This window comes from Brumimicrobium sp., assembly GCA_023957385.1.
Lineage (GTDB): Bacteria > Bacteroidota > Bacteroidia > Flavobacteriales_D > Crocinitomicaceae > Brumimicrobium.
Genome location: JAMLGZ010000002.1, coordinates 400,130 through 420,756, shown reverse-complemented (window position 1 = coordinate 420,756; position 20,627 = coordinate 400,130). Strand labels below are relative to the sequence as shown.

General features: G+C 35.2%; 18 protein-coding genes and 1 CRISPR repeat array. Of the genes, 3 read left to right on the top strand and 15 right to left on the bottom strand.

Going from position 1 to position 20,627, the window contains the following annotated elements; all coding sequences use genetic code 11:
• Positions 1-11: 11 nt before the first annotated feature.
• Positions 12-836 carry a glycogen/starch synthase gene (locus M9897_13000; GenBank protein MCO5269804.1) on the bottom strand — a complete coding sequence of 275 codons (825 nt, stop codon included), beginning with the start codon at positions 834-836 and terminating at the stop codon, positions 12-14.
• Positions 837-908: 72 nt separating this feature from the next.
• Here M9897_13000 and panC point away from each other — a divergent pair, with 72 nt between their 5' ends.
• Both panC and M9897_12990 read left to right on the top strand, forming a co-directional pair.
• Positions 909-1,784: a pantoate--beta-alanine ligase gene (gene panC, locus M9897_12995; GenBank protein ID MCO5269803.1), complete on the top strand. Its 876-nt coding sequence runs from the start codon at positions 909-911 to the stop codon at positions 1,782-1,784.
• A gap of 6 nt (positions 1,785-1,790) precedes the next feature.
• Positions 1,791-2,369, top strand: a complete 579-nt coding sequence (locus M9897_12990) for a riboflavin synthase (protein MCO5269802.1) — start codon at positions 1,791-1,793, stop codon at positions 2,367-2,369.
• 8 nt (positions 2,370-2,377) lie between these two features.
• Here M9897_12990 and M9897_12985 read toward each other — a convergent pair whose 3' ends face one another.
• The 4 genes from M9897_12985 to M9897_12970 all read right to left on the bottom strand — a co-directional run bounded on the left by M9897_12985 (position 2,378) and on the right by M9897_12970 (position 7,084).
• Positions 2,378-3,076, bottom strand: a complete 699-nt coding sequence (locus tag M9897_12985) for a CoA transferase subunit A (GenBank protein ID MCO5269801.1) — start codon at positions 3,074-3,076, stop codon at positions 2,378-2,380.
• Positions 3,077-3,088: 12 nt separating this feature from the next.
• Positions 3,089-5,611 (bottom strand): transglycosylase domain-containing protein, encoded by a 2,523-nt coding sequence (locus M9897_12980; GenBank protein ID MCO5269800.1) that lies wholly within the window; start codon positions 5,609-5,611, stop codon positions 3,089-3,091.
• A gap of 109 nt (positions 5,612-5,720) precedes the next feature.
• On the bottom strand, positions 5,721-6,482 hold the full coding sequence (locus tag M9897_12975) for a uroporphyrinogen-III synthase (protein ID MCO5269799.1): 762 nt from the start codon (positions 6,480-6,482) through the stop codon (positions 5,721-5,723).
• A 44-nt stretch (positions 6,483-6,526) separates the two neighbouring features.
• Entirely contained in the window at positions 6,527-7,084 is a 558-nt protein-coding gene (locus M9897_12970) for a DUF4271 domain-containing protein (protein ID MCO5269798.1), read from the bottom strand.
• 202 nt (positions 7,085-7,286) lie between these two features.
• Here M9897_12970 and M9897_12965 point away from each other — a divergent pair, with 202 nt between their 5' ends.
• Positions 7,287-8,483: an acyl-CoA dehydrogenase family protein gene (locus M9897_12965; GenBank protein ID MCO5269797.1), complete on the top strand. Its 1,197-nt coding sequence runs from the start codon at positions 7,287-7,289 to the stop codon at positions 8,481-8,483.
• A 79-nt stretch (positions 8,484-8,562) separates the two neighbouring features.
• Here M9897_12965 and M9897_12960 read toward each other — a convergent pair whose 3' ends face one another.
• The 10 genes from M9897_12960 to M9897_12915 form a co-directional block, all read right to left on the bottom strand.
• Positions 8,563-9,486, bottom strand: a complete 924-nt coding sequence (locus M9897_12960; protein ID MCO5269796.1) for an IS1595 family transposase — start codon at positions 9,484-9,486, stop codon at positions 8,563-8,565.
• A 91-nt stretch (positions 9,487-9,577) separates the two neighbouring features.
• Positions 9,578-9,829 carry a hypothetical protein gene (locus M9897_12955; GenBank protein ID MCO5269795.1) on the bottom strand — a complete coding sequence of 84 codons (252 nt, stop codon included), beginning with the start codon at positions 9,827-9,829 and terminating at the stop codon, positions 9,578-9,580.
• 12 nt (positions 9,830-9,841) lie between these two features.
• Positions 9,842-10,189 carry a hypothetical protein gene (locus tag M9897_12950; protein ID MCO5269794.1) on the bottom strand — a complete coding sequence of 116 codons (348 nt, stop codon included), beginning with the start codon at positions 10,187-10,189 and terminating at the stop codon, positions 9,842-9,844.
• 105 nt (positions 10,190-10,294) lie between these two features.
• Positions 10,295-10,534: direct repeats of the CRISPR family, unit length 24 nt; unit sequence ACCAGCAGGACCTTGTGGACCAGC.
• Positions 10,535-10,859: 325 nt separating this feature from the next.
• On the bottom strand, positions 10,860-12,176 hold the full coding sequence (locus M9897_12945) for a gliding motility-associated C-terminal domain-containing protein (GenBank protein MCO5269793.1): 1,317 nt from the start codon (positions 12,174-12,176) through the stop codon (positions 10,860-10,862).
• 91 nt (positions 12,177-12,267) lie between these two features.
• Positions 12,268-12,546, bottom strand: coding sequence for a hypothetical protein (locus M9897_12940; GenBank protein ID MCO5269792.1), 279 nt, complete (start codon positions 12,544-12,546; stop codon positions 12,268-12,270).
• A 6-nt stretch (positions 12,547-12,552) separates the two neighbouring features.
• Positions 12,553-13,695 (bottom strand): collagen-like protein, encoded by a 1,143-nt coding sequence (locus M9897_12935; GenBank protein ID MCO5269791.1) that lies wholly within the window; start codon positions 13,693-13,695, stop codon positions 12,553-12,555.
• 133 nt (positions 13,696-13,828) lie between these two features.
• Positions 13,829-15,955 (bottom strand): collagen-like protein, encoded by a 2,127-nt coding sequence (locus M9897_12930; protein MCO5269790.1) that lies wholly within the window; start codon positions 15,953-15,955, stop codon positions 13,829-13,831.
• Positions 15,956-15,963: 8 nt separating this feature from the next.
• The gene (locus M9897_12925) at positions 15,964-18,228 is read right to left on the bottom strand and encodes an OmpA family protein (GenBank protein MCO5269789.1); all 2,265 of its coding nucleotides are present in this window, start codon (positions 18,226-18,228) and stop codon (positions 15,964-15,966) included.
• 36 nt (positions 18,229-18,264) lie between these two features.
• Positions 18,265-19,209, bottom strand: coding sequence for a type IX secretion system membrane protein PorP/SprF (locus M9897_12920; GenBank protein MCO5269788.1), 945 nt, complete (start codon positions 19,207-19,209; stop codon positions 18,265-18,267).
• 11 nt (positions 19,210-19,220) lie between these two features.
• Entirely contained in the window at positions 19,221-20,558 is a 1,338-nt protein-coding gene (locus M9897_12915) for a gliding motility-associated C-terminal domain-containing protein (protein ID MCO5269787.1), read from the bottom strand.
• Positions 20,559-20,627 lie beyond the last annotated feature (69 nt).

Sequence of the window (20,627 nt, the reverse complement as noted above, 5' to 3'; positions counted from 1 at the left end):
ATATTTTATTTTCATTGAATCACTGCTTCTTCATCCAATACTCTGTCAAAAAACTCATTTACCTTTTTAGGGTGTCCTTCCTCTGATTCAAAATCTAGCTTTAATTTATCTGTTTCATTAAAGATCTTACGCAATTGACCGTTCACTTCTGGATTACCAATTATAACACCATCAGAGTATTCAATCGCTGCTCTATTCAAATCAAAGAAGTCGCCGCTCTTCAATGTAGATATAATCTCTTCATTGAATCCTTCAAATTTAAGTTTTGATTCAAATGTATCATCCCAATTTTTGTTAAATCCATCTTCATATAATGAATATACAACTTTAACATCATCAAAATGTGGGTCATTCTTATAAACATCTTTAATATACATAGGCATTAAAGCAGTCATCCAACCATGGCAATGTATCACATCTGGCTTCCAACCTAATTTCTTTACAATTTCTAAAACACCACGACAAAAGAACATAGAACGCTCATCATTATCTTTAAATTCTTCTCCTTTTTCGTTCGCGTACATTCCTTTTCTTCTAAAAAATTCATCATTATCGATAAAATATACTTGAATGCGAGCTGTTGGTATAGAAGCTACTTTAATAATCAACGGGTGATCTGTATCATCTACAATTAAATTCATTCCTGATAATCTGATTACCTCATGTAATTGATGTCTGCGTTCATTAATAAGTCCAAAACGAGGCGTAAAAACTCGAATTTCTTTTCCATTGTCTTGAGTTCCTTGTGTAAGTTTTCTTGTTGCCGTTGAAATTTCCGATGTCGGTAAAAAGGGATATATTTCTTGCGAAACAAAAAGGACTTTCTTTTTCTCCATGAAATTTGTTTTTTGTAAATGTTTCACAAAAATATAAAAAAAAAATCGGATATTCAGTATAAAAAGATAGATTTGTTGGTTTTCCCCTTAAAAATTAAAGAATTGGAGAGCTTTCATACATATTTTGAGGTTCGAAACGGACTTCAATCATTATACGAGCAAAACAAGATTATTGGGTTTATCCCTACAATGGGAGCTTTACATGAAGGGCATCTTTCACTTGTCAGAGAAGCTCAAAAAGAATGTGACTATGTAATTGTCAGCATTTTTGTAAATCCGACACAATTTAACAACACACAAGACTTGGCTCTTTATCCTCGACAAGAAGCAAAAGACATTGCTTTATTAGAGTCTATAGGAACTGACTTTGTTTTTATCCCAACAGTTGAGGTTATTTATCCTCCCAATTACCAAGCACCTTCTATTGATCTTATTGGATTGGATACAGTAATGGAAGGTGAATTTAGACCAGGGCACTTCCAAGGAGTAGTAAATGTTGTATCTCGCCTTTTTGATATTGTTCAACCAACTATTGCCTATTTTGGGAGAAAAGATTTTCAACAAGTATCTATTATTAAGCATATAACAAAAACTCTGAACCAATCAGTTACGATAAGGGAAATAGATACTATTCGGAATCAAGATGGTTTAGCTTTGAGTAGTAGAAATGCACGATTGAGCGAACAAGAATTAAAAGATGCTGTTATTATTTCTAAAGTGTTAAAGCAAGGAATACAATGGGCACGCAAATTCACCCCTCAAGAAGTATTGGAATACATGGTAAGTGAATTTAATAAAAGTAAACTAAAATTAGAATACATACAAATTGTTCACCCTGAAACACTCAAAGAAATAACGCATTGGGTTCCTGGTGCAACAGCATGTATTGCATCTTATTGTGGAGATGTAAGACTTATTGATAACATGGAATTAATCCCTTCAAACTAAACAAATATGTTCACAGGAATTATTGAAACACTAGGTACTATACAAGATATTCAAAAAGAAGGTAGCAATCTTCATTTTACACTATCATGTGCTTTTGTAGATGAACTTAAGATAGATCAAAGTGTGGCTCACAATGGCGTTTGTTTAACAGTGATTGCCATTGAGAATAATCAATACCGTGTTACCGCCATAGACGAAACGCTTTTAAAAACAAATCTAAAGGAATTAAAAATAGGAGACAACGTAAATCTAGAACGTTGCATGCCTGCTAATGGGAGATTTGATGGGCATATCGTACAAGGTCATGTAGACACAACAGCTGTATGCAAGAACATCCAAGAAAAGGATGGAAGTTGGGTATTTACTTTTCAGTACGAATCAGATAACATCACCGTCGAGAAAGGGTCAATTACAATAAATGGAGCTAGTTTGACTGTTGTAGATTCAAAAGATAAATCTTTTTCAGTACATATTATTCCTTACACCTATGAACACACTTCTTTTCATCAATTAAACATTGGAGACAGCGTAAATATAGAATTTGACATTATTGGAAAATATGTAGCCCGACTTCTTAAGAAATAGTATGCTTACTAATTTCTCTTTCTAACGGTTCTTTGCTCGATACGTTTCTCAAATTTTTGTCCTTGAAAAATGCGTTGAACAAAAATTCCAGGTGTATGTATTTGATTAGGGTCTAAAGCTCCTGCTGGCACCAATTCCTCAACCTCAGCAATTGTAATCTTTCCTGCCATAGCCATCACAGGATTGAAATTTCTTGCCGTTCCTTTGTATATTAAGTTTCCTTCTGTATCACCTTTCCAAGCTTTCACAATCGCATAATCTGCTGTCAGTGCAGTTTCTAAGATGTGTGGTTTATCATTAAAAACACGTACTTCTTTCCCTTCCGCTACTTCTGTTCCGTATCCAGCCGGGGTATAAAAAGCGGGAATTCCAGCACCACCCGCCCTACATCTTTCAGCAAGAGTTCCTTGTGGAATTAAATCTACTTCCAATTCACCTGATAACATTTGTCTTTCAAACTCTTCGTTTTCACCCACATACGAAGAAATCATTTTTTTAATTTGTTTCTTATGTAAAAGCAATCCCAAACCAAAATCATCTACACCTGCATTATTGGATATACAAGTTAAATTCTTAACTCCTTTCTTTTCTAAATATGCAATAGTATTTTCAGGGATTCCACATAGTCCGAATCCACCAAACATAATAGTAGCACCATCTTTAATGTCTTCACAAGCTTTCTCTACATTTTCTACTGTCTTTCTCATAACAAATTTTCTTTATATCTTAAATGGGTCATTTGAATTATTTGTGTCATTACTATTTCCCCGACAATTATATATGGAATTCTCATAGCCGAAGGGGGCTTCAAAACCATCTTTAGAAATATGAATATTTGGGTCTTTATAAACTCCTTGCATCATATAACCATAAATTGGCAAAGCCAACCTAGCTCCTTGTCCCCACTCCATAGATCGGAAACGGATTGCACCATCTTCAGCTCCTACCCATACACCTGTTGCTAAGTCAGGAGTTAATGCCATAAACCATCCATCTGTGTTGTGTTGTGTGGTACCTGTTTTCCCTGCTGTTGGATAGGTAATCCCTCCCCAATCTCCTCTCCACGTTCCACGCAAACTTGCTCCCGTACCGTATAATACTACATTTTCCATTAATTGTAGAGTAGCATAAGCTAAATCTTCTGACATAGCCTCTTTGGAAACTGGCTCATGCTCATATATCGTATTTCCATTCCTGTCTTCAATACGAATAATTGCAGAAGGTTCGTTATAGATACCACCATTTACAAATGTTGCTTGTGCAGATATCATCTCTAAAAGAGATAAATCCATAACACCCAAACACATTGCAGGAACAATATCTTCCTCTCTTAAATCAATATTAAGATCGCGCATTAACTTAGCAACGGCTCTTGGCCCAGCAGTCCCACCCATTCTAGCCATTACTGCAACGGTAATATTATTCATAGAATTAGCTAATCCTTTCTCAAAAGACACTGGTTTTCCATCCATATCTACTCCTGCATTTCTAGGACACCATTGCTTCATATTTTCTGGCTTAGGACCTGTTTGGACATCAACACAATATGGAATATTAGGTGTGGTTTCACAAGGAGTAATTACTCCAAACTGCATTCCTGCTGAATACACAAAAGGCTTGATTGTAGATCCCACCTGGCGCTTTCCTTGAGCCACGTGATCATAGGAGAAATGTGCAAAATCAGGCCCTCCTACCCAAGCTTTAATAAAACCTGTTTGAGGCTCCACAGAAACCAATCCAGCTCGCATTACATTTTTATACCAACGAATAGAATCATTTGGCGTCATGATAGTATCAAAATCCCCCTCCCAAGAAAATACTTTCATAGGAATTGGGGTTTCGAAACTTGCCAAAATCTCCTTTTCTGGAATTCCTCGTAGCTTCATTTCTATATATCTATTTGAACGTTTACGAGCATTATTCATAAGTCTGTCAACGTTCTCTTGCGTTATATCATACGCAAATGGATAATTTTTTGAACGGAGGTTATTCTTTGTAAATGGTTTTTGGAGATTATTCTTTAAATGTTTTACAACTGCAGCCTCTGCATATTTTTGAATATCAGGATTTATAGAAGTATAGATTTTCAAACCATCTTCATAGATATTATATGGCTGACCATTTTCTTTACTAATTTTGTATTTCCCATCTATTGTCTTCTCTTTCAACATCTGAGTCACCTTCTTTCGAAGACTTTCTCTGAAATATGGAGCTAATCCCTCCCTATGATCTACCACCTGATAATCTACATGGAGAGGTAAAGCTATCAAACTATCGTATTGCTCTTTAGTGATTTTACTGGTTAAAGCATCATTTCCTCTGTTAGAACTCTTATACCATTGATATAAAACAACATTACGCCTTTGAATCGTTCGTAAAGAATCCTTCTGTTTTTCTTCTCTGATTTGTACTAAGGAAACATCTTTCTTATTTATCCCATTTCTACTTGCCACTCTATCTCTATAATCCCTTACAGTATAGCTGTATGGATTGTATAGTCCTGGGTTTTTGCACATACCTACTAAAATAGCTGCCTCATCAGGGGTTAAATCCGATGCCTTTTTATTAAAATAAACATGGGCTGCACTCGATATCCCTACTGCATTATACAAGAAGTCAAATTGATTCAAATACATCGCAATAATTTCATCTTTTGAATAGCGTCTCTCTAAACGAAGAGCAATAACATTTTCTTTCACTTTCTCAAAAAGTCGACGCTCAATCTTATTCATTTTACTCTTACGCTCCTCTTCTTGGGTAGGGCCTGAATTTTCTTGTAACGAATTATCTCTTTCTTCTCTCTCCTTCAAGGTAAAGATTAACTTTGCTAATTGTTGAGAAATAGTAGAAGCACCACCTGCTGATCCTAAACTCACCACGGACCTTCCTACAGCCTTAAAGTCGATACCTGAATGTTCTTCAAATCGCTCATCTTCAGTTGCAATTAAGGCAGATATAACATACGGAGAAATTTCCTTATAAGGGATACTCGTTCTATTCACTTTCCAGTACTTACCCAACTCAGTGATTCCATCATCTGCATATACAGTAGTGGCTAATAATTCTTCAGGATTCTCTAACATAGAAGCAGAAGGTAAAGAAGAGTTGTCTGTTTGAAAGTATCTTAAATATAAGATAAATAACAAAGGCATCATACCTCCAAGCCATATACCAATAACAACTATCCTTGAAAGAAATGTTCTTTTAGAAGTAAGACTCTCTTTATTTTTTAGTTTAGCCATTTATTATTAATGAAAGTATAAAATTAAGAAATATTGATGAATTAGTATTTTAAATTATTGCATAAAAATATATTCTCAAAAAAAATGACCCTATATGGGTCATTCTATATTATCCAATTTTTTTACTTTTCTTCTTAGAGTCCTTTATATATTGCTCAATAGCCATCGACATAGAAGGTATCTGAGGCTGTGGTGCATTGATATCTAAACGTAGATTGTTATCTAAAACAGCCTTTGCTGTTGTAGGTCCAAATGCAGCAATAAGCGTTTTATTTTGTTTAAAATCAGGGAAGTTTTTTAATAGAGATTCAATTCCTGAAGGTGAAAAGAAAACTAACACATCATAATATACATCCTCTAAATCCGATAAATCTGAGGCGACAGTTCTATATAAAACAACTTTCTGAAACTGTACTCCTTCAGTATCTAATGCTTCTGGGATACTATCTCTCAAAATATCAGTACAGGGTAATAAAAATTTTTCTCCTTTATGCTTCTTAATAGCCACCATCAATTCTTGAATAGTCTGTTTCCCAAAGAAAATTTTACGTTTTCTATATGTTACATACTTTTGAAGATAATATGCAACCGCCTCTGAAATACAAAAATATTTCATTGTGGTAGGGACTTCATATCTGCATTCTTCAGCCATTCTAAAATAATGATCAATGGCATTCTTTGAAGTCATAATTACAGCAGTATAATTAGCAAAATCAACTTTCTGTGCCCTAAAATCGGTCAAATTAATACCTTCTACTTGCACAAAAGGTCTAAAATCAACTTTTAAATCGTACTTTTCAGCCAACGATGCATAAGGATTCTTATTATCTGCTGGTTCCGGTTGCGAAACTAAAATGGTTCGAATACTCAAGTCTAGCGAATTTATAATTTTAAAACAATCTCTCTCTCAATGAATTAAACCTTATATAACATATAAATAAGTATAATAGGTAAAATTTCCAAAGTGCAAAGATACAAAATTATGTAATACCACCGTATATTATTCCGCAAAGCAATAAAAAAACCTCTCCATATTTGAGCAATATGTAATAAACCAAAAATAAACACAAAAATGACAATAAAATAAATTGAGTATTGTGGATTTAGAATCCAAGCTAAAAGAAAAGGAATAGATATAACTCCAATAATATGTGCTATAGTATTTGTTAAGAAAATATTCTCTCCCAGATCTTTAGATACTCCCGAAACTGCTCCAACAAAAACATGTGAAAGCAATCGAAAAAAGTAATAGCCTGTAGGAAGAAGAATAGCATACTCAACATGAATATTATAATAGGTCATTATCATATACATGGTTAGAGAAGATATTAAAAAAAAGTTAAGAAGTAATAATAGATTATATCCGCCAAAATACCTTAATTCATTTTTGGAATATGGTATTTTAAAAGGTGGTTTGTATAATGCTAATAACAGATAATAGAAAGTATATTCTTTGGTATATTTTAATATCATTAATAGCGAAATTGAACCGAATAACACCAGCAATATCCAATGCGGAAATAATTCTTTTCTTATTATCAATTCAAAATGATCCATCCTGTTCTTTCGTTTCAAAAGAAGAAATACAAAAATAATATAAGATGTTAATCTCCCACTAGAAACCTCAAAAAGAAAATAATTACTTACCTTTAGGCGCAAAATAAAAGAGAAATACATGAAATCAGATTTGTACACGCATCCCGATTATTATATGATGGATGATTTATTGACAGATGAGCATAAATTAATTCGTGATACCGCCAGAAATTGGGTTAAGAAAGAAGTTTCACCCATTATAGATGAGCATTTTGAAAATGCCACTTTTCCTAATCAGATTCTAAATGGTTTGGGGGAGATTGGTGCTTTTGGTCCATACATTCCTGAAGAGTATGGAGGACCAGGTCTTGACCAAATTTCCTATGGATTAATTATGCAAGAGCTTGAAAGATGTGATAGTGGTATTCGTTCAACGGCCTCCGTACAGAGTTCCCTAGTCATGTATCCGATTTGGAAATATGGAACAGAAGAACAAAAGCATAAATATTTACCTAAATTAGCTACAGGTGAATTCATGGGATGTTTTGGTTTAACTGAACCTGACCATGGTTCTAATCCTGCTGGTATGGTTACTAATTTTAAAGATATGGGAGATCATTATCTTTTAAATGGTGCAAAGATGTGGATTTCGAATGCCCCATTTGCTGATATTGCGGTAGTTTGGGCAAAAGATGAAGCAGGAAGGATTCACGGTTTAATTGTAGAAAAAGGAATGGAAGGATTTTCGACTCCCGAGATGACAGGTAAATTATCTCTTCGTGCTTCTTCTACTGGAGAATTAATCTTTGTAAACGTAAAAGTTCCAAAAGAAAATATACTACCTGGTAGAAGCGGTTTAGGTGCTCCTTTATCCTGTTTAGACTCTGCAAGATATGGTATTGCTTGGGGAGCATTAGGAGCTGCCATGGATTGTTATGATCAAGCCCTACGATATTCTAAAGAAAGAACACAGTTCGGTGTTCCAATTGCTGCATTTCAACTCACTCAAAAAAAATTAGCGGAAATGATTACAGAAATAACAAAGAGTCAGCTACTTTTATTTCGTTTGGGTCAATTAAGAAATGATGGGAAAGCTACAAGTGCTCAAATTTCTATGGCTAAAAGAAATAGTGTGGAAGTTGCTCTAAACATTGCTAGAGAAGCTAGACAAATGCTTGGAGCCATGGGTATTACATCTGAATTCTCTATCATGAGACACATGGCAAACTTAGAATCTGTTGTTACGTATGAAGGAACTCATGACATTCATCTATTGATAACTGGAGCTGATATAACTGGGATTTCAGCTTTTACTAGAGATTTACCAAATAAATAAAAACTTAAACAAAAAACGAGACTTTTGGTCTCGTTTTTTTATATATTACTTTTATATATTCCTTTAATGGGTTACCAATTTAAGTCGTTAAAGCTGTTAAACTCTTGTAATTCGGAGCCTTTTCATTTAGAAACCTATCGAATAACTTATCAACCATAGAACCTCTGTGGTTTCTCCTATTCAAACGATAGATATACTCGTTTATATAGTGTTGAAGTTTATTCCAATCGCAAAAGGAGTGAGTTCCTCTAAGCCAGTTCTTAAAATTTCTTATCTGTACATGAATTTCTGGAAAATTAGCTCCATTATTTGATAGGACTTGTTTCATGTTGGGGTAATCTTTTGCTATCGGTTGATAACTTGACCATTTGTCAGTAACTATTTCAGCTAGTTTGTCAATATGTTCATTGAAAATTGGTCTTAATGATTCCTCACTAAAGTCCTTTATTACCTTTACATAAGCATTTCCGATAACTGATTTGTTTTTACGATGTTTATTTTTACGGATTTCAACAGCTATAATAGCTCTTGCTTTTTCATCTGTTTTTGCCCTCCCTTGCTTTCCTTTTTTAGGTGTTCCGACCTCAAACTCATCAACGTGGACGAGACCAGTTAGTAAATGTTCACCGCTACTTTTGAGATAGCTTTGGATTTTACATCTAAATAACCAAGCTGTATTCTGGGAAATCTCAAATAACTCACCAAGACGCATACTACTCGCTCCTTTTTTATTGGTCATCATCTCATAAACCATTCCAAAAGCTTTGTATATATCAAACTTTATGTTGTGGAACAAAGTATTAGCAATTGGACTTTCTTCATATCCGCAGTTGGAACAACGTCTATTAAATTGCTTTTTACCCTTTACATAATCATTCTTGCCACATCTTGTGCAGACATAACTATCACCCCATTTCTTCGTTGTCAAATAAATTAGACATTGTTCATTTGTACCAAATTTCCTATCAAACTCCTTTCTACTTAAACCTCTAACTGTCTTCATCTCTTTAATTTTGATACAAATTTATTGTGGCAGTCCGTAATCTATTTACGGTCTATGAGATTTAACGACCTAGCTTGGTAACCCATTTCCTTTATTTTTCTTTGACAGGTTCTGCTTGGTTGTTTTCTTTTAAAGCACCCTGTGGTTCATTCTTAATTGATGTATTCTTTTGCTCAGATTGAGTCCCTTGTTCCATTGTAGCATTCTCAGGAGCAGGATTATTGCTCTTCTTTACCTCTTGTACATTAGTTGTCTTACTCATAAAAGCATTCTCTGGTTTCTCTTGTGAAAATGAAACACTATAACATGCAGCTAGCATACAAATTGTAATTACTTTCTTCATATCCTAGTTAATTTATTGTAATACAGTTAATGTCATGTGTTCCTCATTTGGCTGAGAAGATGGATTTACTACAGCGGTATAGGTTCCTGAAATCCCACTCACCATCCCTTGAACACTAATTGTATATGAATTTCCCACAGTCAATCCTGTCAACAATTTATTAAAACCACAACTCCAAGTTGTGATTGTTCCAGTCCAATCATCATAATTTTGGATTTTCTCCATTGTACCTCCAATATTAGCTCCATTATTCAACAATCTAAATGCAACATAAGACATAGAGTTAGTGTATCCATGACCTGATGCTGTAAACATAACTAATGCTGTTGATGATGTCGCTGTAAAAGTAACTGTTCCCATACTTGGCACATTCGTCCAAGAACTACTTGTTATATTAACATCTGTAGTTAAACTTGTGCTATAAAAATTTGCAGCTTGTCCTTGCGGGCCTTGTGGACCTTGTGGACCAGCAGGACCTTGTGGACCAGCGGGACCAGTAGCACCATTATTACCAGCAGGACCTTGTGGACCAGCAGGGCCTTGTGGACCAGCAGGACCTTGTGGACCAGCAGGACCTTGTGGACCAGCGGGACCTTGAGCACCAGCGGGACCTTGAGCACCAGTAGCACCATCATTACCAGCAGGACCTTGTGGACCAGCGGGGCCTTGTGGACCAGCGGGACCGGCAGGACCTTGTGGACCAGCAGCACCAGCGGGGCCAGCGGGACCAACAATTCCAGTGCATAAATCATTCCAGCCTAAAGATAATTTATAATAATAAAAACATTCAAAATCTGTATCATAAACCAATAATCCTTCAGCAGGGGAGGATATTCCAAGGCGTTGAGCTGTAGTCATACGAGGAACTAGGGCTCCCTTATTACTAGACTTCATATCTAAGAGTGCAGATGGATCAGGATTAGTTGTTCCTATACCTACATTATCATTTTGAGCAATAACAATTGAGCTAATGCTAAAAAGGCTAGTCCAAATTAATAATTTTAAAGCTTTCATATTTTCTGTATATTTATTATTTTCTTATTAGAGTGATAAATCCATGTTCTTTAATCTCCTTATCTTTAAACTTTGCATTTAATGTGTAGAAATAAACACCTTCTGTACAGTCTTGACTACTAGGAGTTTTACCATCCCACACACCATTTGGATCTTCAGATTCATATACTAAATTTCCCCAACGGTTTATAATCTGAATTTTATATTCAGAAAGCCCATATGTTGTAACGTAGAATCCATCATTCAAACCATCTCCATTAGGAGTTAAAACATTTGGTATGATAAGTTCATAAGCTGTTGTTATAAACGCATACTCATCATTATCAGTCGGAAAATGCCAACCACTCTTTTCAATGTAGCTATAATTAGACTCATCTTGTTGGATAGCATTCTTTATATTCCTCCATTCTTGCTGCGAAGAACTCCAATGAGCGATACTTTCCCAATCTTTATCAGTTGATGGATCATAATATATGATTAAGTTTGCATCTGTACTTCCTTCCAACCTGCGAATAGAATGATAATATGCCGAATTCACCTCATCTATCTCAGCCTCATGCTGTACGACAGGGTACCCTTCATTATCAGATATAAAATTATTCATTCGAACAGCATAAGATTGTGCACTACTTGTTTTTGAATCAATAATTACAGCTCGATATCTTCTTGTGCCATCACTGGATCCTACAGGGAAGATATAATCACCTGTTACCGCCATTTTTCGAACTAAAAAACCACCCACTCTACTACTTACGAATCCTTCATTTAAATAGTCATTGCTAAATTGAATTGCTGAAAGATTAATATTTTCTACTGTAAAAGTATTTATATCCGTATTGAGCTCCCTATCTGTTAAATTTAATATACCACTTGAACTAACCGATGAATTTACATTTTGTAATGTTTTTTTTCTATCAGAATTAATTCCATTCCCACTTAGTGTAAGATTATTGAATTGAGTAGTTGTTCCATTAGTTGAAGTTATAAACTGCTCGGTATTACCAAATAATTCAACTGTACTATTTTGAGCTATAAACTGTGCATCATTTATCCAATTTTGTTCGATTCTATATGTTCCCTCTCCAGAAACTGTAGAATTAGATAAAATCTCAAAATCTCCAGGATGTGCAACTACTGAACTTTTGGTTGCTATTAACAGACCATCATTAATTAAATCTGAAGTATTGTTAAGAGTCACGCCACCATTTGAATATACTATACCATCTGTTTTAATAGAAATGGTAGCACCATCTGAATAAATAACTTGCGAGAGAAGTGTAGAAGAAAATAGAGATAAAATTCCTATATAAGATATTAAACAAAATCGATTCATAATAAATAGTGTATTTTATTTATAATATATCACTAGACATAAATAAAACGTAAACAATAAAAAAATAGTTGCACCGAGATGAAAGAAATATCTATTTCTTTTCTTCCTCCTTCTTCTCTATTTTAAGAATCTCAAACTTTTCGCCGAAAACTTGAGTAGAATCACTATTAATCTCTCTGTCTGATAATCTTATAATAACCATATTTTTAGGAAATTCAATTGGTTTTCCATTTTCATCTAAGATCAATTTATGCTCTTGTTGAGACTTAGTAATAGTTTGTTCTACTTGGATTTGATTTTCAGTATTTTCTTGTCCAAAAGAATAACTAATAGAAAAGAATGCTATCAAAAATAAAGAATAATTTTTCATTTCTTTTTATTCAAAAATGGTTAATATTCTATGCTGAAAATCAGGATCAGAGACAGGAATGTTATTTATCTGCTGTCCTCCTCCTGGTGAAACCATTCTCCAATCTACACGAATTGTTACTGGAACACCTGGCGTAACATTGATAGCAGTAGGAGCAATGCTTGTCGCCCCTCCATTTAAAACATACCAATTTCCAAAATGTCCTAGATTCATACTTGAAGCAGCTATCTGAGCCCCAGATGTCTGATTAAAAATTCTATACCCTGCTAAATTAACTTCTTGAGTTCCAGATGTAGTTCCACTTGCAGAGAATGTAGCATAAATTACATTTTTAGTAGGAGTAAGTGTAATCGTCATCTGAGGCATTGGTGTCCATACAGATGATGTTACAGAAGCATCAGTTGTCCCCTTAACTGTATAGAATTTAGCTGTACCAGCAGGGCCTTGTGGACCAGCGGGGCCTGTAGGACCTTGTGGACCTGTTGCACCAGCTGCACCAGCTGCACCTGTAGCTCCGGTTGCACCAGTAGCTCCAGTTGGACCTTGTGGGCCTTGTGGACCTTGTGGACCAGCAGGACCAGCAGGACCTTGTGGACCAGCGGGACCTTGAGCACCAGTAGCACCATTATTTCCAGCAGGACCTTGTGGGCCGATAGGACCGATAGGACCAGCAGGGCCTTGTGGACCAGCTGCTCCATCATTACCAGCAGGACCAGCAGGACCTTGTGGACCAGCTGCTCCATCATTACCAGCGGGACCAGCAGGACCAGCGGGACCAGCGGGACCGGCAGGACCTTGAGCACCAGTAGCGCCATTATTTCCAGCTGGACCTTGTGGACCAGCGGGACCAGCGGGACCAGCGGGACCTGAAATACCAGTACACATATCATTCCATCCAGAGTTTAATTTATAGTAATAAAAACATTCAAAATCTATATCATATACTAGTAAACCTTCAGCCGGATTAGAGATGGCTATTCTTTGCGCAGTCGTTAATCTAGGAACTAACATTCCCTTATCTTTAGACTGTACCTCTAGAACTGCAGATGCATCCGGTGTGTTGGTTCCTATCCCAACATTGTCTTGTGCTAACACATTTGAAGCACAACATAAAAGAATTAAAGAAATAAAAACATGAATTGTTCTCATAGTAGTAATATTTGTTTATCATACTTTATAACCAATTATCTTGGAAATAAACTTTTCGTATGTAAAAATACTATTTTTATTCAAATTATCAAAAAATATATAATAAAAAGGAGATAAAATAAATCAACAAATTTTATTTATCTCGAATGGGTTTAGCTACTCCTTCTATTGATTTATCATCCACTATTTTCTCTTTTGTAGATTGGAATCCAACAAAAGGAGCAAATCGAATGTCTGCATTTTTAGAAACAACTTCTCCGTTAACTATTCTATCAATTCTATTTGCAACCACTTTATAGGTGAATTTAACTGTAGAATTTCCTCCTTGAAGTTCTTTCACATCAAACCCCGTTGGTGTCTTATTTGTAACAAATACACCGTTACAATCTCCTTCTAATTGGACTAACACACGTAAAGGGTGTTTTTCATTAATAGTAACATTCTTTGCGAAGATAGGATCTAACTCAATATGAGCAAAACCATTTACAAGATTTCCTTCACCATAATCTTCAAACAAGATTTCAGGGGCTTCAGGGGAATACATTACAACCTGTTTTTCATTCATGTCTTCTACGATTGTACTTATACTACCAGTTCCTAATACTTTAAATTCAGTCAAACCATTATACCCTCCAATATAAGTTCCTGTTTTAACGGAGGCCGATACACTATCCGTAAAATATCCTCCCGCCGAAATTGTTCCCGTCGAAAGAGATACAGGGTTTGCATTTCCAAACACTCCAATAGTGCTACCAGTAAAAGCACCACCAGAGCCTTTAATTAGAACAGTGGCTGCTGCAAGATTATTCCCTAAACCAACTACACCTGTCTCTGTAGCCACTTTTGTTTGTCCCCAAATTCCAACATCTCCTTGAGAAGAGCCGAAGACACCCAAAGAATTAGTAGATTGACCATGAACAGCATAGGAATTAGTTGATAATCCTATTACTCCTCGATCATCAGTAGATTGACCTTGGACTCCAACTCCTAGTGTGTTAATACCTAAAACACCAATTGCTGAAGCATTTTGAGCTTGCCCGTAAACTCCTGCCTTCGTACCTGTAGTATATCCATTAATTGCATAATCTGCTCCAGCTGCATAAGCAGAAAAAACATCACCAGCAAATGGCGCTCCTGTGTTATTAACCACAACTTGTCCATTTCCTTGAATTTTCATTCTTTCTATATTATTTGTTCTGAACTTAACATCTGCATTATTAACTGATCCAAGGAAATCAGTAGCAGCAACTGGGTTATTTCCACTTAATAACCAAGCTTTATTTGTAGAGGATATTGTAGAAGGTTTATCAGTTATAATTTGATAAGATCCGTCAGCATTGAAATTAGTAGAAGTGATATCCCAAGAGGGACCTTGTGGACCAGTTGGACCTTGTGGACCTTGCGGGCCAGTTGGACCTTGTGGGCCAGTTGGACCTTGCGGACCAGTAGCACCATCATTCCCATCAGCGCCGGCAGGACCTTGTGGACCGATAGGGCCAGCAGGGCCTTGTGGACCAGTAGCACCTTGAGCACCAGGAGCTCCATTATTTCCGGCAGGACCTTGTGGACCGGCAGGACCTTGTGGACCAGTAGCACCATCATTCCCATCAGCACCGGCAGGACCTTGTGGACCGGCAGGACCTTGTGGACCGGCAGGACCTTGCGGACCTTGTGGACCAACAGAACCTGTTCCTCCATTTCCATTACAGATATATTGAGTAGAAGTAATTTCTGTCGGTTCTAAGGTTCCATTTCCATTTAAATCAATTCCAATCTCCAATTTAAATCCTCCTGCAGGGCAATTAACTCCGGCTATCTCTGGTGTTGTTACAGCAAGAGAATTTTTCCCGTCAACTCCATCAGAACCATCTATACCATTATTACCAGCAGGACCTTGAGCTCCATTCACACCATCATTTCCATTTACTCCCGCAGGACCTTGTGGACCAGCAGGGCCGGCAGGACCTTGTGGACCAGCAGGGCCAGCGATGCCAGTACACATATCATTCCAACCAGAATTTAATTTATAATAATAGAAACATTCAAAATCTATATCATATACTAGCAAACCTTCGGCTGGATTAGAGATAGCTGTTCTTTGAGCAGTTGTTAAACGTGGCACTAAAACCCCCTTATCATTTGCCTTTAATTCCAAGACAGCAGAAGCATCAGGTGTATTCGTTCCTATACCCACATTATCTTGTGCATATAAACCTATTGAAGTTACTAGTAAAGTAAGTAATAAAGTTATTCTTTTCATTTTAATGCTTATTTCATTTTAACGATAATAAACTCTGTGCGTCTATTCTTTTGATGTAAAGCTTCTTTCTCTTCTTCGGTCTTAGCTTTTGCTATCTCAGCATCAGAAACAACTAAAATATCAGCTCCATATCCTTTACCTGCAATTCTATCAGCACCAATTCCTTGAGAAACAATATATTTTGCAGAAGATTTCGCACGCTTATCAGATAACGTTTTATTATACGCTTTAGATCCACGGTTATCAGTAAAAGATCTTAATTCAATAACCATCTTTGGATTATCTTTCATAATAGCAACTACCTTATTCAACTCAATAGCAGCATCTGGACGAATATCTGCTTTATTAAAATCAAAGAAGATAGGTTTAATATCAACAATCTCATTTAAGTCAGTTTTACCAACTTCAATTTTAGTTAAATCAATATTTAATAGATCATTTACAACAATTTCTTCTTTCGTATCAAGCATACTGGAAATATCAACTGTTTTAGCTACATAGCCGTCCTTCTCTATCTTAAATCTATAAGACGTTTTATCTTTGTAACCATAAGGTAATTCTTTTGTTTTAAAATCACCTGCAGAAGCAGTTTGTACAGTTTCAAATACTTGATTTTTATCTAAATCAGTTATCGTAACTTTCACATCTTTAATTATTTCTCCATTAGCCTTATCTTTAATAGTTCCCACAAAATAGTAGTTAAGAATTGGCATTAACTTTAAATCTTGAGCATATTCCCCTTTAGATTCATCAAAAGGAATAGATGCAAGCTCTTGATTATATCCATCTTTTTTAGCAATCAATTTAAATTCATCATTAATACCTTCTGCTAAAGATATATTGAATTTACCATCAGGGCTAGATTTAACACTATCTACAACATTACCATTCTTATCTGCTAAGTAAATAGTCCCATTATCTATCTTATTATTTGTAATTAAATCAGTCAAAGAACCGTTTACAACAGCTCTATTTCTAATAACGTACAATTGATTAAATGCATAGATATCATCAGATCCTGAACCACCAGGGCGATTAGAAGAGAAAAATCCATTCGTTTGTGTAGCATTATTTACAAAAGAAAAATCATCGTATGGTCCATTAACAGGAGAACCAAGATTTTCAACATCTTTAGGCATACCAGCTTTATCCATTCTAGAAACAAATACATCTAAGCCCCCTAATCCAAAATGCCCTTCAGAAGCAAAGAAAAGAATTCCTTCTTCACTATTAAAATAAGGGAACATGTCATTCTCAGATGTATTCACTTTAGGTCCTAAATTTACAGGAGAACCTGAAGTGTTTCCTTCACTATCTAAATTTACATAGTAAATATCCATACCTCCCATACCACCAGAACGATTAGAGGCAAAATATAAACGTTTTCCATCTTTTGATACACTTGGGTGTGCACAAGAAAAATCATCCCCATTTATCCCTAGTTCTTTTACATTCTTAAATTTACCATCTTTATAATCAGCTTTGTATAATTTTAGGATAGAAGACTTTTTATTTCCGCTTACAGTATAGAACTCTGCATTTCTACTAAAGTAGATTACATTATTCTTTTCATTAAACGAAACTGGACCATCATTAAATTTTTCATCAATTTTCTTGATAGCTTTCATCTTCTTGCCCACATTTCCAGAAGCATCGATAGTTGCTTTAAAAACACTATAATAATATTGTCCTGTCCAAGAATGTACCTGCATAGAAGATTTTCCTTGTCTTTTAGAGCTAGCAATTAATACATTATCTTTTCCAAAATAAGACAGTCCCATCTCAGAAGCTGGTGTATTTACAGATAATCTAGGCTTTAAATCAAACCATTTCTTATTTTGAAGTTCTGCAATACTTGTTGATGCAGAAACAATACTACTAGCCACATCATTTTGTCCATATTTTTGAACATATGTATCCATTAACTTTTTGGATTCATCATAATTAGATAATTGTCTCTCTAATAAGGCCAAACGTAAAAGTTGTTCTTTATTTAAATTATTATTTCTCTTTAAATAGCGATACCAAGCAGCGGCTTTATTTATATCTCCAAGTTTATCATAGCTATCAGCAAGTTTAACTGCAACGGTTGCAGAATCTGTTTTTCTTGCTAATACATCTTCATAAGCTTCACTAGCATAATAATATCCTTCATTCGCATACATTTTATCAGCATACTTTAATCGAGATTGCTGTGCATATCCTGTCAATGAAAGTGAAGTAGCAATAAATGTAAAAGCCAGCCCTTTCATAATATTTTGATTTCTTTTCATAACGAATTTCATTTTCTTAAGTAATTAGAGTGTTAGTTAGAAGTATCTTGGTGTTGCTAATGATTTATTTTTGAATAATAAATCAAAGGCTAACATGATTTCATGTGTTCCTGCACTATGTGTCCCCATCTTAGTTGTTGAGAATTCAAATGCATAGCCCATTTTAAACTGAGGAGTAAAAGAATATTGTAGATAAAGTCCCGCACTTTCTAGTACTCTATAATTTAATCCCAACCAGAATTTATCATAGAATATAAATGCCAAGCCTGCATCGACAGCTAAAGGAGCATTTTCAGTTATCTTCACCATTGCATTTGGTCGGATTTTAAGCATTCTTCCTGCATTGATATATCCACCAATCATAGCATAATAGTGACGTTGTAAACTGAACTTCTCATTAGCCACTGAAGTAACATCTTTGATATCCTTAATGTTCTCAAGAATTCTAGGAACAGCAACGCCCACAAAGAACTGATCAGAATGATAAAAGATACCAGCTCCAACATTAAACTTAACTTCATTCTTATATCGGACATTTAAAGTCGCATCTTCTTGATCTTCCTTCACTAGGTTTGTTAAATCTCCATTTAGCATATTAACCCCTGCTTTCACACCAAAAGCTAATCTACCATTGTGATTTTTAAATTTTAACGAATAAGATACGTCCCCATTAATCCAAGTGTCATTTGTAGGTCCAAGTCTATCATTTACAAAGCTTAACCCTAAGCCTATATTGTCATAACTCAAAGGTGAATGAAGTGCAAATGTTGTTGACATAGGAGCTCCAGCAAATCCTGCCCATTGTTGGCGGTGTAAAGCGGCAATACTCATTCTGTCATGACTTCCAGCATAACCAGGGTTGTAATAAATCAGATTATCCATATATTGGGTAAACTGAGGTTCCTGCTGCGCAGACACGCCATTAGTCATGCAAGAAATAATTACAGTCGCTAGACTTATTCTTCTAAATAATCTATTCATAAGAGTTGGTTTTATCGTTTAATATATACAAATCCTTTATATTCTTTTCCTGAATTAGAGAGTTCTTTATCTCCTCCCATTTTCACAATATAATAATAAGTTCCTTCGGGTAGTATCTCACTCCCAATATTCAATGCATTTTGGGAAGTTCCATCCCAATCGTTCTTATAATCCTCATTGTGGTAAACTTCTAGACCCCAACGAGTATAAATCCATATTTCAGTTTTTGGATATTCCTCTAAATTATCTATATGAAAGAAATCGTTTGATCCATCTCCATTAGGAGAGAATGACTCAACAATAGTAACAGTCTTAGATTTAGTAATTAATGCATATTCATTCTCATTTACAGGAAAGTTCCAATTACTTTTAGATACTAACTTATAATTTCCTAAAGTAGAAATCGAATTATTGTATGTTTCTTCCCATTTATTACTTGCAACTCCCCAATGTGCAATACTTTCCCATTTTTTTTCAGTATTCCCATCATAAGCAATACTTAAATCCGCATCATTAACTCCGGATAATTGCACTATAGAATGATAATACTTGCTATTTACGTCATCAATATGTGATTCATGATTCCCTACAGTATATCCATTTTGGCTAGGAGTGAAATTATTCATGCGGACTGCATAGCTTTGTGGGTTCGTTGAATAGCTTCCTATCACTACTGGCCTGTATCTTCTAGTTCCATCACTAGAACCTACTGGAAAAATATAGTCATCTGACTGATTGATATTTCTAATTAAATTTCCAGCATCTATACTACTTACAAATCCTTCTTCATTATAAGTTAGTGAATTTAAAACAGCATTTGGACTTGAATTCTCTACAGTAAATATATTTCCTTGTGTATATAATTCTCTATCATTTAAATTAAGCACTCCATTTGTTCCTGTTTTAGAATCTACATCTAAAAGTGTCTTCCTTCTATTATCAGAAGTTCCTATACCTGTTAATGTTAAGTCATTGAAAGTTGTAACAACTCCCGTATTTGAGGTGATAAATTGCTCTGTACTTCCATATAGAATTACTTCACTATTCCCTGAACTAAAATTAGCATCATTTATCCAATCTTGTTCAATACGATAAGTGCCATCACCAGCTACATTTGAATTCATATTAAATTCTAATGTTCCTGGTTGTGCAAGTGTAGAATTCTTTGTAATATCCACTAATCCATCATTTGTAAAATCAGTATTAGACAATAAGACTCCACCATTACAATGAAGAATCCCGCCATTAGTTACATGAATAATCATGCCATTAGAATGCATAACTTGAGCAGATAACCCAAATGGAATAAAAATTAATGCAGAATGTAATAGTTTCTTATTAAGTTTCATAAATGTTAAATCTTTCGTGTTTATTCGTCTCCAAAAATAGAGCTTTTAACTCAATTTTTGAAAATTTCA